This window comes from Lactobacillus selangorensis (genome assembly GCF_001437205.1).
Taxonomy (GTDB): Bacteria; Bacillota; Bacilli; order Lactobacillales; family Lactobacillaceae; genus Paralactobacillus; species Paralactobacillus selangorensis.
Window position 1 is genome coordinate 111175 of sequence record NZ_JQAZ01000002.1, and the last position, 14265, is coordinate 125439.

Below are 14265 nucleotides of genomic sequence, written 5' to 3' on the forward strand. Positions count from 1 at the left end.
CCAAAGCCAAAGGATGTTAAATGAAATTGTCAGTTTCTGTGAACGCATTAAAAGCCGCCCAGAATTTTCTGGGCGGCTTTGTTGGTATTTGCTAGGTTTATTTTGCTTCTGGCAACGGCTGTACTTGGCGGACTTCTTTGATTTTATCATCAATCAAGCCTAAGACGGTGTTCAAATCATCTTTGTTGGCTACAAAGTCATACTTATCGCCGTCGATCTGCATCTTCGGACTGGCATCATAATCGTTGTACCAGTCAACATAGCGGGCATTTAACTTCTTGTAGTAATCCAATAAAGTTGGATCGGCATCAAGCTGTTCGTAATCGCGGCCGCGTTTTTTAATGCGTTCCAGCATTGTCGGCAAACTGACACTGATATCGACTAATAAATCGGGTGATTTCTTCGGTTCATAGGTCAATTCTTCCATCATATTGTCTAATAAACTATCGTAAACATCCACTTCCTGCTGTGTGGCACGACCCATGTCGGCATTCAAATGGAAAAACAGACTATCTTCATAGATGGAACGATCTAAAACATTGTTATCATCATAGAAAGCTTGCTTAATTGTGTGGAAACGCTGATTCAAAAAGTAGATCTGCAGTAAAAACGCGTACTTATCAGGATCCTTGTAAAATAATGGTAAAACCGGATTGTCTCCAACAGGTTCATAAAAAGGTTGTGTATTCAAATGCTTTGCTAAGTAGCCCGTTAAAGTACTCTTCCCGGCACCAATTGTTCCTGCTAATACGATCACAGTCATTAAACCTCCCCTACCTTAGCTCTTTATTTGGCTTGTTGTGCACCCTCACGATCGCAGGCACAGCTTGGACATGCTGCAGTACAGGTTCGCTCCTGTACCGTGCGCAATGACTGGAAAATCGGCAGTGATCGTGGTGCACTGCCGATTTTTCAGTTCGATTTTCAAACAGCCTGAGCTGTCAGAAACCGTTACGCTCAATGAGTCTATTATACATAGATATGGTGTAAAATAATAGTTGAAATACCACATCTTGTGTGCTATGACAAAATACTTTCGTTTGTCAAAAAGGCTGGCCGTTCAGCAAGTGACGGCAACCTTTTAATTATATAATATTTTTACGATTTGCCAACTCCCAATTTTATAAAAATATTCATAATCGTATGGCAACCGGTCTGCACCCAAAATGTGCTAACATGAAGCAAATTCACAAATAATTATTAAGGAGGAGGAACCCGTGATGAAACAGCTGATTATCAACGCAGATGACCTTGGACTTTCCGATGGGGTCAGCTGCGGGATTCTAAAAGCTATTCGTTCTGGTGCGGCAACATCCGCATCGGCGCTCGTCAATCTGCCGACCTCGGATCGTGGACTGCGTTTGATCCATGAACACACATCTGCCCTAATCGGTCTACAACTCAATTTTATTCTTGGAGCACCCGTTTCAAATGATCCGGCGATTGGTTCGCTCTTGGATGAGAACGGCGGGTTTCTCGCCGCCAATGAAACCAACACACATATCGACCAGCATGCCTTGTTAATCGAAGGCGACGCACAAATCCAGCGTTTTAAAGAAATTACTGGTACCGTGCCGCAGCAGCTGAGTATGTATGGATACGCCAGCCAACCCTTCGCACAGGTGCTTTATCAACTCGCACAACAGAATCAGATTCATGCCAGCTACTTCTTTATGGGAACTTCGCAAAGTCCTGCAGAATGGCACACAACGAGCCTGCCGGCACCTGACACAATCGTGCCGCTTTTCCAGCATGGCATCCACCGCAGTGAGTTTACGAAGGATCATCTTAATCTGAACGATTTGCCGGAAAATATCATCGAACTCCACCTGCATCCAGGTTATGTCGACCAATTTCTGCTGGATCATTCGCAGCTAACATTGGCCCGCTGCCGGGACCTTGCCACTTTGATCGATCCGCACCTGCAAGACTGGCTGCACAAACACTACCAGCTGGTCGATTATCAAATTTTAAAAACACACTAAAAAAAGCCTACCGCAGGTGAGCTGTACCCCTAAAGTTGAAGTAAAACCTTAGGGGTATTTTTATGACCAAAATTTCAAAAGAAACCAAATTAAAAGCTTTGATTGAATATTGTGAGGGAAAGCAATCCCTTCGAGGGATTGGTGATAAATATGGCATTACGTTGTTTAACTTCAGAATGCTCGTGGCAGCTTATAAGACTCATGGAAAAAGTGTCCTGCTTGATCCTCCGAAAGTTACACCAGATTTTAGAATTAAATTAGCTAGATGGGCAATTACAAATCATGCATCATATACAGAAGTTGCGGCTGAATTTGGGTATTTAGGAATTGCACAGATTAAGCAGTGGAAAGAAATATATCGCAATCAAGGCCCAAATGGTTTAATGTCTATAACAAAAGGACGTAAACCAAAAATGACTAAAAAAACAAATAAGACTCCAAAGAACAAACAAAAACTTACTCCAGAACAAAATCGTATCAAACAATTAGAAGATGAAAATCTCGAATTACGAATTAAAAACGAAGCGTTAAAATTATTGGCCTCGAAGAAGCAACTCACAAAGAAATCGCCCAAGTGATTTGTATCTTAGAGGCCAAATTCAAGTTATTTGATCTTTTGAAATTTTTGCCCATCGCTCCATCAACTTTCTTTTATTGGCAACGTCAGTTCAAAAAAGGCGATAAAGAACATTATCTGAAGGACATCATGATGTATATTTGGAATCAGGATCATCATTTAGGCGTTCTAAGATTAACAGAAAGGATCAAACGTGACTTTGACCTTACGGTCAATCACAAACATGTTTATCGGCTTATGAGAGAGCTAGGTATTCATGGGGAAGGATATCGGAAAAAAGTACGTAAATACGATTCTTCAAAAGGTCCTGAAGGAAAACGAGTTAAAAATAGACTTAACCGTCGGTTTAAAACTGATCGAAGATTTCAAAAGATGGTTTCAGATATAACTGAATTTAAAATTCCTAGTACGCAAGAGAAAGTCTATCTTGAACCAATTATGGATCTTTATAATAACGAAATTTTAACTTACGCAATTACCTCAGAAGGTCCCACATTAAGCTTTGCATTGAAGCCACTAAATGACTTAACTAAAAGATTGCCCAATGAATCTTATAAACGATTCTTGCACACTGATCAAGGATGGCAATATCGGCATCATATTTGGCAACATACCTTGAAGAAGGCGCATATCACACCAAGCATGTCCCGTAGGGCGACATGTCTAGACAATGCATGTATTGAAAGCTTCTTTAATAAATTAAAAGTTGAATTGGGTAATTTGAAAAACTACAATTCCTCAAAGGAATTAACACGAGCAATCAACGAATGGATTAAATACTATAATAATTCTCGCATACAAATGAAACTAGGCGGCTTAGCGCCGATCGAGTATCGACACCAAGCCGCCTAGAAAAGACAGACAAATATAAAACTATATTCACTTTAACTTTTTGGGTATACCTCAAGGTTCACACTTGCGATAGGCTTTTTGAATGACTTTTCATCTGTCGAACTTAACCGGCTACTGTAACTTTTCCAATCACGTCGCCATGGTTCACACTGCTTGTTTCAACCGCATCCATTGCATTGATTTTATCCATGTTGGTAAAGACGACAATTAAAACATCATCACGCCCACTGCTCGTGATCTGCTGACGATCCATGCTCCCCAAGCGATCACCGGCATTTACATGCTGCTGCTCGCTGACGGTAATCTCAAACGGTGCGCCTTTTAATTCCACTGTATCGACACCTAAATGCAGCAATACTTCAATTCCGTCATCCGTTACGAATGAGAGCGCATGTTTTGTCGGAAAAATGGATTGAATCGTTCCCGCAACAGGTGCATAAAAGGCATCTTCCGCCGGTTTAACTGCATAACCATCGCCCATAATTTTCTGTGCGAACATTGCATCAGAAACCTCTGTAATCGGCATTACTTCACCGTTTGTTGGCGCGACAAAATCAAATTGCTTATTTTTCTTGAATAATCCAAACATACTTACACCTCATTTATTTACATTCATTTTTTGCCAAGTGGTTGCCATCCGTTGCATTGCGTCATCGATAACCGCATGCGAAGTTCCTAAATTTAGGCGTAAAAAGTGGTCTGCATTTGCAACATAATCATCCCCAATTCCGACGACAACCCCAGCATCTTCTGCCATTACCTGTGCAATTTCATGCATATCGATTCCAGAAGCGGAAACATCCACCCAAGGCAAATAGGAAGAATCCATGTCCATCAATTCCCAACCGGGAAAATCCTTTTCAATATATGTTTGTGTAATCCGCAGATTTTCACGAATATAAGCCTCACATTGCCGTAACCACTCGCCACACTTCTCATACGCAACCGTCATCGCAATTTGCCCAGGTACATTGGGCGATGTAACCGAATTGCGTTCGTACTGTTGACGGAATAAAGCCCGAATCTCAGCATTGGGAATGATTGAATAGGAGAGCTTCAAACCGCCTAAATTAAACGCTTTATTTGGCGATGTGAACATTACCAGATTCTGCAAATATTTTTCCGGCAGCTGCAAGGCTGAAGTAAATTCTCCTGTCATAATGTGTTCAGAATGGACTTCGTCAGAAACCATCAGCACATGATACTGCAAGCATAGTGCTGCAACATGTTCTAATTCTGCTTTTGTCCACACACGTCCAGACGGATTATGCGGTGAACAGAAGAATAAAATCTTAGGATGTTGTTCCTTCATTGCTAATTCCAAACCATCCCAATCTAAATAATAACGTGGCCCTTTTTTAAGTAGCGGTACTTCGACAACATCAATACCATTATGCTCAGCTGCATAGTCAAATGGGCCATAAACGGGCGTGTTCAGTAGAATCGAATCGCCTGGTTTCAACATTGCTTGAATCAAGACATGCATGTTCGGAACGGTTCCGTATCCAAGTGTAAGCCATTCTTTTTCAACATGATTATGATGTTGTTCTGCCTGCCATTGAATCACACTTTGATACCAGCGTTCTGTTGGATAAGTATATCCATAAGCACCATTAACAGCCATCGTTGATAATGCCGCTCGAATTTCGGGAGCCGCTTTAAAGTCCATATCTGCAATCCACAGCGGAATAAAGTCCGCACGTACGTTAGGAAACTTTCCCTTAACAATGCCATAGTCCCATTTTCGAGCATTATCAATCTTGCGGTCGGCTAAATGATCAAAATCATACTGTACCATTTCTCAAACTCTCCTTTTTATATCAGGCAAAAGCTGCTCCGCCCATTTCTTTTTCGACACCGTCCTTAACACTTTGAACCTGTGCCCCATATACAATTTGCACTGAGTTTTTAGCTTTCATAACGGCAAGTGCCCCTGATTGTTTTAACTTATCTTCATCCAATTTAGTTGGATCCTTTACTTCGAGGCGCAAACGTGTCACACAATTATCGATCGAAACAATATTTGCAGCCCCTCCTAAAGCCCCCAAGATTACTTTAGGGTCATAGACGCCGGCTCCCTTTGTCATCACAACATCGCCTGCATCTTCACGGCCAGGTGTTTTCACATTCTTCTTCAAAATGTACCAACGGAAGAAGGCGAAGTAGATTGCAAACCAGGCAATTCCGACTGGAATGACAAGCCACCATCTTGAATTAGGCTGCAGCCATCCAAACAAGATCCAGTCAATCACACCGCCATCGGTATTCCCCATGTGGGCGCCTAACAACATCATGACGGATAAGGAAAGTCCTTCCATGATCGTATGGAACACATACAGCATTGGTGCAATGAAGAGGAACAAGTATTCAGTTGGTTCTGAAATACCAGAAACAAATCCGACTAACGCTGCTGAAATTAAAATCCCTTTAATCCGGGGCCGATTTTCCGGCTTAGCGGTCAAGTAAATGGCTAAACAAATGGCTGGCAGCCCGAACATGAAGGTTGGCATAAATCCTTGCGATAAGAATGCAGTTGCTTTACCAGAAATCGGGACACCTGCGTTCAACTGCGCATAGAAAATATTTAAAGCACCATGAATGACTTTACCATGAACAACTGCAGTCCCGCCGGCATCAGTAAAGCGAACCATTGCCAATAAAATATGATGCAGACCCATTAACTTCAAAACAGAAAGAGCAATCCCATACAGGAACGGTCCAAAAATACCAGCCTCTTGAATCAAATGGCCTAATCCGATAATTCCGTTTTGGAACGTCGGCCAGATAAATGGAATAATCAATCCCACTAACGAATTCACAATCACAGAAATGATCGGTACAAACCGAATTCCGCCAAAGAATGAAAATGCATCCGGCAATTTTACTTCTTGGAACTTTTCGAGCAGTGCATATGCAATTAAACCAACTAAGATACCGCCCAAAACACCCATTTCAAGCGTTTGGATTCCCAGCACGTTTGCTTGGCCAGCAGCCTGCATTTTTGCTGGTGCAACTAGTTTTCCTTGCTGCTGCAGCATGAAGTTAATCCCAGAATTTAAAGAAATATAACCGGCAAAAGCAGCAATTGCTCCGACGCCTTTATTACGCTTAGCAAGTCCGAACGGAATTGCCATTGCAAACATAACCGGTAAATAAGTAAATCCGAAGCTCCCGACTGTATTGATATAGTTAAAAATCGTATTTACTGCTGGAATTCTTAGAAAAGAAATCTTTTCCATCATTGATGGCGCCGTAAACGCACTCCCAATCCCAACTAAGATCCCCATGGCTGCTAAAGTAGCAATTGGAAACATAAATGCCTTGCCCAGATTTTGCATAAAGGCATAGAATCTCGTCTTCCAGCTGTTGCTTTCTGAACTCGTCTTTTCCATTCGACTCTCCCCATTTCTCGAAAAATAAAACACCCAACAATCAAGGGTACTTAAAAAAGTCCTTTGATTATTGGGTGTTGCCTACTTAAAGTTACAAGCCCCTATTCAGTTATGTGGATGAGGTGAATCAATAAATATAATTTGTCTCCGTCCGAAAATCGATAATCGATTTTCGCTGATAAATATTTTACGATTCGTTTCATACACCAAGTTGCTTTTGCATGATGAAACATGAGTCTGTGCAACAATTCCGTATCCTCAGGCGAACTCGTCTTTTCCGAATGTGAATTGGCACGGATAATCAGAAAATGAATATGAGTCATCAAACGATTCATCGAAACATCATCGCCAGAAAAACTCTTTCCGAAACTAGTCTGAATAATATCATTTACTTCCGTTGTAATTTCTAAAAAATTAGAAAAATTAGAAATACGGCTGGTAGATTGAGTGATCTCATGTTCAACAAGATGGATAGCGATAAATCCTGCTTCATCGTCCGAAATAGGGACGCCTGAAAAATCATGAATCATTTGCTGTGCCTGTTGTCCAACTGCATACTCCTGTGTAAAAAAGCGTTGAAGATCAAACAGCATTGGATTATTTAAATCCAAATTCATTTTAAAGCGTTCTACCGCGAAGAAAATGTGGTCGGTAAGTGGAATCAACATATGTTGATCAAACTCCGTATCAACTTGTGCACGTGCCAATTGAATAATTTTTTCTGTCAATTCAAAGTACTCATGCGGAATCTTACTGGACAGTTCCTTGAATGAATCAACCCACTGTTCATCATCCGCCGGCACTTCTGAAAAGATTTTATCCTCAGGCTGTACTTGATACCCTAACCCTTTTTTAGCATGGAATCCGATCCCACGTCCCCAAACGATCCTCTCTTGACCTTGCTCATCTTCTACGAGTAAAACGTTGTTGTTTAATACTTGTAAGATTAGCAAGATAATCACCTATTAATTTTTTAAAAGCATCAATTCATTTTATGTAAACGTTTATAGTATGTAATACTACCATCTCTTAATTTGATGTCAACAACTTTTTTTAAATTATTTGTTTTTAAGACAAAAAGAATGACACAAATATAAATTTGTGTCATTCTTTAAAAATTACTTTTCATCTTGTGATGCTTTCTTCAATGTGTCTAAAACAGCATCTGTTGCACGACGACGCTTTTCAGAGTTGATCTTTGATGTTGGGCGACGACGCCCTGTAACACCCTTATGTGTATTTTGTGACATGATTTTCCCTTCTTCCATCGTTGGTTTTCAATCTGTCCATCTTTTGATGATGATCATACGTTCATATTAGAAATTACGATTAAACAGACCCCGATGTCTAATTTTAAGAAATTTTGCACTAAAAATCAAGTCCGATTCATTTTGAATCCCCGTGTTTGCATAATTATACATTATTGTGAATTTGCGAGCATGTTTGTTTGACCAGACTAGCCAATCAGTGTATAAAAAAATTAAAGAGTAAAACTTTAATCGCATCAAACCTTCATTTGATCAGGTTTTACTCGTGGAAGGGAGGCAGATTAAACTCATCCAGTCAAATTGAGAAGGTTACGCTTAAAGTTTCTCGTCGCAAAGTTTAACTCGTTGCTATAGGGACGTTATTTGAGCTGTGATTGTTTCAAGATGAGCTGTTAATACATTCACATGGATACGAAAATAAATTTTATAATGCCTAAGAAAAGACGCTGAAAAACCAGCGTCTTTTTTATTTTATTCATTTTCTGAATGTTTTCCTTGATGATTGCCCTGCCGACGACCTAGATAATAAACAAGTGCCAACAACAAGAGCAACAGCAGAATTCCCAGTGTAATCCAGAGCCACAAATAATTCTTCTTCAAGTTGACAGCCTTCTTGTTATACTTCGCCGCCTTAGCCTGTGTAATCGTGAAGTTGCGGTTAAAAACCCACTTTTTGGTGCCGGATGTCGCCACCAGATGTAAGTGATATTTGCCGGCCTGAAAAGCCGTCCGACCCCAGTCAATTGCGTAATTGAAATTAGAGGAAGGGGCCATGGACAAATTCGTTTTCGTTGTTTGATGCAGCACTTTGCTGCTGCCGGCTTTAGAAACTTTGGCAACAACCTTCATCTGTCCAAATAGTGTCGGCGTATTATTGCGGAGATTGGCAAAGATGGTGGTGGTTCCTGAAAGCAAACCTGGCGTCACCTTTCCAAGAGCAATCTCAGGTGTTTTTAAGGAAGAATCTTCCTGCAAATTTGCACCTAACAACATCGAAAACTTGTTATTGATAACAATGCCCTTTTTCTTTGTTTTTTGGACCTGATTAAGTGGAATGATATAGAAGCCACCTAAAATTTGCCCAGAAAACTTCTCAGCAGGCACTGTTAGTTTAAATTGCACCGTCTTTGTTTCTTTGGGTGCAAACGTTAATGTTTGCCCAGTCGAAACAAGCTGTGAAAACTGGTAAGGTGCATTCGATTTTGTAGTTGAAACATGCTGCTGGTAGGCTACCGTTCCATTTGCATTTGTATATGCTGAAACGGGTGTTACCTTTACTTTTCTCGTCTGATTGCGTTCGTTTTTAATCTTTAAGGTCAGTGTCTGTGTTTGATTCGGCGCAACCTTCAAATCAAGGTAACTCGCACTTGAATCGATTTGATTCTCAGGAATCTGTGCCGTCACATTGAGGCCTGTCCCGCTAGTTTCCGCCGCTCGGACTGGCTGATCCGTAACAGTCCCTAAAAACAAAAAGAACAGTCCTAAAATAAGCCAATGTAATTTTCTCTTCATAGAAACTCCTTTATCTAAAAAAATAGACTGAGAAAGTCTCAGTCTATCTCAGAAATCAAATTATTTAATCGATGAAGCTGTTGGAGCCACAGTTGTATTAGACAGTTCCCAGTCAATCGTTGCTGTGTAAGTAGCGCCACCTTTAAGGTCTTTCAAAGGAACACCTGATAAATCAAGTGTAGCATTGCCTTTACCGACAGTAGCAGTTGTAATACCTAAAGCATTGTCCGCAGTACTATTTAAAACAGGAACAGCCGTGCCAACCACATTGTCACCAGATGCTGCTTTTGTAGACGCTGTATTAGCAGATTGAGTAGCAGAAGATGCTGTATCACCGGTGCCACTAACCACTGCAGCAGCGGGCGTAATTGTCATCTTTGCATTTGTCAGCTCATTGCTTGAATCAGCTTCATTCTTGAAGGTCGAGGCCTGTGCTGTTACCTGCCAAGAGGATACTGTTGAATCATAATTTGAAACAACAATGTCACCACCCGTTTCAAGATCAATAGCACTACGATCTGATGCCAACGATTTTAAATCATGCGAGCCGAATTCAAGATCAGGTGCACCTGTTAGTTGTAACTTACCATTTTCAACTTCAAATTGTGCGGTTGTACTTTTTGAAGTATCACTTGTTGTCGTTGATTCACTTGAACTTGTAGCTGCATCACCAGCAGCAAATGCCTGGTTGGCACCTGTTCCGACCATCATTAATGCAACAGCTGATAATGTGCCCAATAAAAATGTTTTTTTCATATGTGTTATTATTCCTCCATTTGTGTATGTGTTCCACCGTCTGGGTTGCTAGTGAAGATAATATCAAACTTATAAAACAATGTAAATAACGAATCATGAGCCTAATGTAGCGGCCCACGTTAAACCAACCGTTGCTGGTGTATTTTCCAAGTTCGTTGGTACAACCAGTTTAAAGGTTGGCATGGTCGCCCTTGTCACCACCCCCGCATTCTTCTAAACGCTTGTCGTTGCTGCTTCTTGCTGCAAGATTGTAGCAGGATCAGTCAGAATGTTTGTCGCCGAAGTGTCATTTGTATAAGTCATTTTACTGCCGCCATTTAAAAAGACATTTTGATCCGTTTCCGTCGGTGTCGTTGAACTCGAACTCGGATCTGTTTGCACCGTCAATTTATACGGTGCCCCAAGATTATTCACCGTCGTAATCTCTGGAGCCGTTTCAGGTGTAACGGTCAAAGTTTTGTTTGCCGTATCCATGCCGACAATTTTAGAAAACGGAACTGTTTTAGGAACGGAAACTGAGAAAGAGTTCAAATTCAAAGTGATACTGCTTTCCCAATCTGGTGTTGCTGAAGACGGATCTCCTGCCGCTAAAGCAAACATTACCTTACGACTAGTTGGTGTTGCCATTGTTACTGATTCACCGGAACCATCGGTATCATTTGTTTCAGATTGAGACAGTTTTAATCCTCGTGCTGGATAAAAGTCTGTTTTGTCAGATGTTTCGTAAGTGTTCATTTTAGTATCCGTATCGGTTGAAGTAGGATCTAATTTAGTCCAAGTCGTCCCGTCATCCAACGAATAATACAAATTGTCGCTGTCATAACCCGCCCAATCCAAATGGAAACGAACCGTATCGTTATAGGTGAATTTTGTAGCCATTGTCGCTGGACTATCAAACGAGGTACTCGACGTGGTGCCGTCATCATTAACATGCTTTACACTTGCATGAACCGATTTTGTAGTGGTTGAATCACCCCCACTAGCACTATTATTAGGATCTGAGAAATCACCAGGATTAAATACACCAGTTGGTCCATCCGTAGTAATTGAGGTTGTAACATTGACATTTTTAGCTGCAATTGCAGTAACAGTAGCATTCAGTTGATCAATTTCAACACTAGCCTTGGGCGCGATAATAGTACCGAGAAAAGCGCCATTGAATGTTAACTTAGGGATTTGAGCAAAATTGAGCAACAAATGGTTCTTATCAATAATTCTCGTCTGATTATCAGCCGTCCCATATGTTACGTTGACAATATCCGAACCATTTTTTGTGGATAATTCACCAGTCATATCCGGAAAATTTAAAACAACAATTGGTTCTTCCTTCAAATTGGTCACATACTTGATGTTAATATTAATGACATCAGTATCCTCTTTTAGCTCGCTTTCCGTCGTAGCTGGAATATTAACAACTAAACATTTTCTTTCTGCATTTGGGTCATCAATTTCGACAGTATTGCCTTTTTGAAATTTTTCAAGGTCGTCAGTCGTCAAGTTCGTCACATTTACGAACTTACTTGAAAAGGTTTTGTTAATATCATCTGCTGAGCCATAAAAGTCACTAATATTTTGAACTTGTGTCGCTGCATCTGAAAAGCTTGCAATTCCATTATCAGTAAAGTCTTTTACCGAATTAAGAGGGTCAGTAGTAACAGCTTTTCCTTGACTATTTGACAATTGAACTGTATTAGCAGAGCTAGCTGCAAACACGCCATCAGTCTTATCACTGGCAATAATTGTTGAAGCAGTGGTCGTGTCACCCGCATCAGCAGATAAATGGTCAACGACTAATGCATGCGAATCGATTCCAGAACTAGAATCTGTCCATCCAATTTTTGACATCCATCCTTTAGATACGAATTTATTTGCTGCAACACGTGCATTTCCAACGCTTGATGATTGCGAGTAGGTCCCTGTCGCAAAAATATTAAAATTAGACGCCACCCCTAACGCATAACCATGTGTCGTTAAATAAGATAAATCATGATTTTCCAACGGATACGTCGCCGCCGTTGATTTCGTACTTGTCTTCTTACTACTCGATGAGCTAGCCGCACTCGAACTTGATTTGCTCGAAGCGGCACTGGAATTGCTGGAGCTGGACATACTAGAAGTACTCGTTTGCATAGACACATTTTCAGGCGTTTTTGAAACGCTTTCACTTGTTGCAGCTGCTCGGGAAGAGTTCGGGTTCACTAAAATCGATAATGATAGTGCTAAAACAATCCCCACACTGATTGCAGTACCAACAATCATAAATATTTTTTTCAAATCTTGCAAATTTGTTATCCTCCACGAGCCTTGCGTGTTCAGTCTTTTCTAATAGTTAATAATATCACAATTTAAGGGTAGAAACACACTTTTCACAAACTTTTCTCCTATAAATATAATCATAAGATACGGTTTTCTGAAATTTAAATTTAGGGAGGTAAAAAAAGTCATTTTCACGTATAATGAGAGCAATATATAAACATTATTAGAGAAAGGGGAATAAATGTGCAAAAAAAACTAAAACTGAAATGGTTATTGGCCGGAAGTTTGTTCAGTAACATCGGCAATAGTTTCATTTGGCCGCTGACCACGGTCTACATGCATGAACGACTCAAGGAAAGCCTGGTCGTCGTTGGGATCGTCCTCCTATTCAACTCGCTCGCCAGCATTCTGGGAAACTTCGTTGGCGGGCGCCTGTTCGATAAAATCCAGCCTTACAAAATTATTTTAGCGGCGATCGTAACGGCGGGCATCCCGATGATCATCCTGATCTTTTCAAATGGCTGGCCTGTCTTTCCAATCCTGCTGATTATCATCGGATTCGGCAATGGGATTATTCTGACGCTATTGAACTCGCTGGGGACGACGATTCAAGACAAAGACGGCCGGTATGTTTTCAACATGCTGTACTTCTTCCAAAATCTCGGCAATGTGATCGGGACATCGATGGTCGGCTTCATCTACGGCTACAGCTTCTCGCTCTTATTTGTGATTGCGGCCACACTCTATTTCCTGTTCTTTATTGTGGCGTCCCGCACCTATCGGGTCACGATTCCACGCAAGAAGCCGGCGGTCAAAAAACAAACCGGCAAACCGCAGAAGATGCCCCGTCCGAATATGATTCTGATCTACATTTTCGGAATCACTTTGTTCATCGTCTGGATGGCTTATGAACAGTGGCTCAGCAACTTATCCGTCTACATGACCGACCTCAAGATTCCGCTGCGCAACTACAGTTTATTGTGGACGATTAACGGCGGCTTGATTGTATTGACCCAGCTGTTCATCAACTGGAACGACGGACGCATCCTGAAAAATATCTATCATCAGATTTACTTAGGATTCCTGCTCTGTGTCAGTTCGTTCGGGATTTTATTATTCGCACATCAGTATTGGCAGTTTATTCTGGCAATGTGCGTCCTGACCTTGGGTGAATCAGCCGCCTTTCCATCCGTTCCAGCGTTGGTCAACGACTTATCGCCGTACAACGAAAAGGGACATTATCAAGGTCTAATCAGTGCCTTCCCTGCTTTGGGACGTGCGCTGGGCCCCTTGGCAGGCAGTCTGCTGATTGAACACGGCAGTTACAAACTGCTGTTCATCGTCTGCATGGCTGTGATGCTGGTCTTCATAGCAATTACCCAATTTGTCACTTTCCGGCTCAAGAACAAAATCAAAGTTTATGAATAAACAAAAAAGGTCCGCAACATCACTGTTGCGGACCTTTTTTTAATAGATCAGATTATTTGTCTTCATTTTGGAGCTTTTCAGCTTCGGCATCGATCGTTTCAAAGCCAGACTTGCCATCCTTCTTCTTCGGATTCTTAGCACGATCTTCTTCAGCTTTTTGGATCATAGCTTTCTTTTGTTCTTTGCTTAACTTTTGTGCCATCACTGTGTCGCCTCTTCCCAAAAGAAATTATATTTAA

General features: G+C 41.1%; 14 protein-coding genes. 4 read left to right on the forward strand and 10 right to left on the reverse strand.

Annotation, left to right across the window (positions count from 1 at the left end):
- Positions 1-97 precede the first annotated feature (97 nt).
- On the reverse strand, positions 98-763 hold the full coding sequence (locus tag IV40_RS03105) for a deoxynucleoside kinase (RefSeq protein WP_057768926.1): 666 nt from the start codon (positions 761-763) through the stop codon (positions 98-100).
- Between the two features lie 457 nt (positions 764-1220).
- Here IV40_RS03105 and IV40_RS03110 point away from each other — a divergent pair, with 457 nt between their 5' ends.
- The 3 genes from IV40_RS03110 (at position 1221) to IV40_RS03120 (ending at position 3414) form a co-directional block, all read left to right on the forward strand.
- Positions 1221-1985: a ChbG/HpnK family deacetylase gene (locus IV40_RS03110; RefSeq protein WP_057768927.1), complete on the forward strand. Its 765-nt coding sequence runs from the start codon at positions 1221-1223 to the stop codon at positions 1983-1985.
- Positions 1986-2047: 62 nt separating this feature from the next.
- Entirely contained in the window at positions 2048-2563 is a 516-nt protein-coding gene (locus IV40_RS03115) for a helix-turn-helix domain-containing protein (RefSeq protein ID WP_057768928.1), read from the forward strand.
- Positions 2560-3414: an IS3 family transposase gene (locus IV40_RS03120; RefSeq protein WP_162258841.1), complete on the forward strand. Its 855-nt coding sequence runs from the start codon at positions 2560-2562 to the stop codon at positions 3412-3414. The genes IV40_RS03115 and IV40_RS03120 overlap by 4 nt, the downstream gene beginning before the upstream one ends.
- 103 nt (positions 3415-3517) lie before the next feature.
- On the opposite strand, the gene IV40_RS03125 is transcribed toward IV40_RS03120, so the two are convergent.
- From IV40_RS03125 to IV40_RS03155, 8 genes are all read right to left on the reverse strand, one after another.
- Positions 3518-4003: a PTS sugar transporter subunit IIA gene (locus tag IV40_RS03125; RefSeq protein ID WP_057768929.1), complete on the reverse strand. Its 486-nt coding sequence runs from the start codon at positions 4001-4003 to the stop codon at positions 3518-3520.
- 9 nt (positions 4004-4012) lie between these two features.
- On the reverse strand, positions 4013-5212 hold the full coding sequence (locus tag IV40_RS03130; RefSeq protein ID WP_057768930.1) for a MalY/PatB family protein: 1200 nt from the start codon (positions 5210-5212) through the stop codon (positions 4013-4015).
- 22 nt (positions 5213-5234) lie between these two features.
- The gene (locus tag IV40_RS03135) at positions 5235-6806 is read right to left on the reverse strand and encodes a PTS transporter subunit EIIC (RefSeq protein ID WP_057768931.1); all 1572 of its coding nucleotides are present in this window, start codon (positions 6804-6806) and stop codon (positions 5235-5237) included.
- Positions 6807-6907: 101 nt separating this feature from the next.
- Entirely contained in the window at positions 6908-7759 is an 852-nt protein-coding gene (locus IV40_RS03140) for a PRD domain-containing protein (protein WP_162258842.1), read from the reverse strand.
- Positions 7760-7924: 165 nt separating this feature from the next.
- Complete coding sequence (locus IV40_RS10965; protein WP_269082190.1) at positions 7925-8056, reverse strand: hypothetical protein; 132 nt, start codon at positions 8054-8056, stop codon at positions 7925-7927.
- Positions 8057-8545: 489 nt separating this feature from the next.
- On the reverse strand, positions 8546-9586 hold the full coding sequence (locus IV40_RS03145) for a WxLIP family cell surface protein (protein ID WP_057768933.1): 1041 nt from the start codon (positions 9584-9586) through the stop codon (positions 8546-8548).
- Positions 9587-9646: 60 nt separating this feature from the next.
- On the reverse strand, positions 9647-10342 hold the full coding sequence (locus IV40_RS03150) for a WxL domain-containing protein (protein ID WP_057768934.1): 696 nt from the start codon (positions 10340-10342) through the stop codon (positions 9647-9649).
- A 213-nt stretch (positions 10343-10555) separates the two neighbouring features.
- The gene (locus tag IV40_RS03155; protein ID WP_057768935.1) at positions 10556-12625 is read right to left on the reverse strand and encodes a collagen-binding domain-containing protein; all 2070 of its coding nucleotides are present in this window, start codon (positions 12623-12625) and stop codon (positions 10556-10558) included.
- A 216-nt stretch (positions 12626-12841) separates the two neighbouring features.
- Between IV40_RS03155 and IV40_RS03160 the strand changes: the two genes are divergently transcribed.
- Positions 12842-14026, forward strand: coding sequence for an MDR family MFS transporter (locus tag IV40_RS03160; RefSeq protein ID WP_057768936.1), 1185 nt, complete (start codon positions 12842-12844; stop codon positions 14024-14026).
- 52 nt (positions 14027-14078) lie between these two features.
- On the opposite strand, the gene IV40_RS10865 is transcribed toward IV40_RS03160, so the two are convergent.
- Positions 14079-14228 carry a hypothetical protein gene (locus IV40_RS10865; protein WP_164478928.1) on the reverse strand — a complete coding sequence of 50 codons (150 nt, stop codon included), beginning with the start codon at positions 14226-14228 and terminating at the stop codon, positions 14079-14081.
- Between the last annotated feature and the right edge of the window lie 37 nt (positions 14229-14265).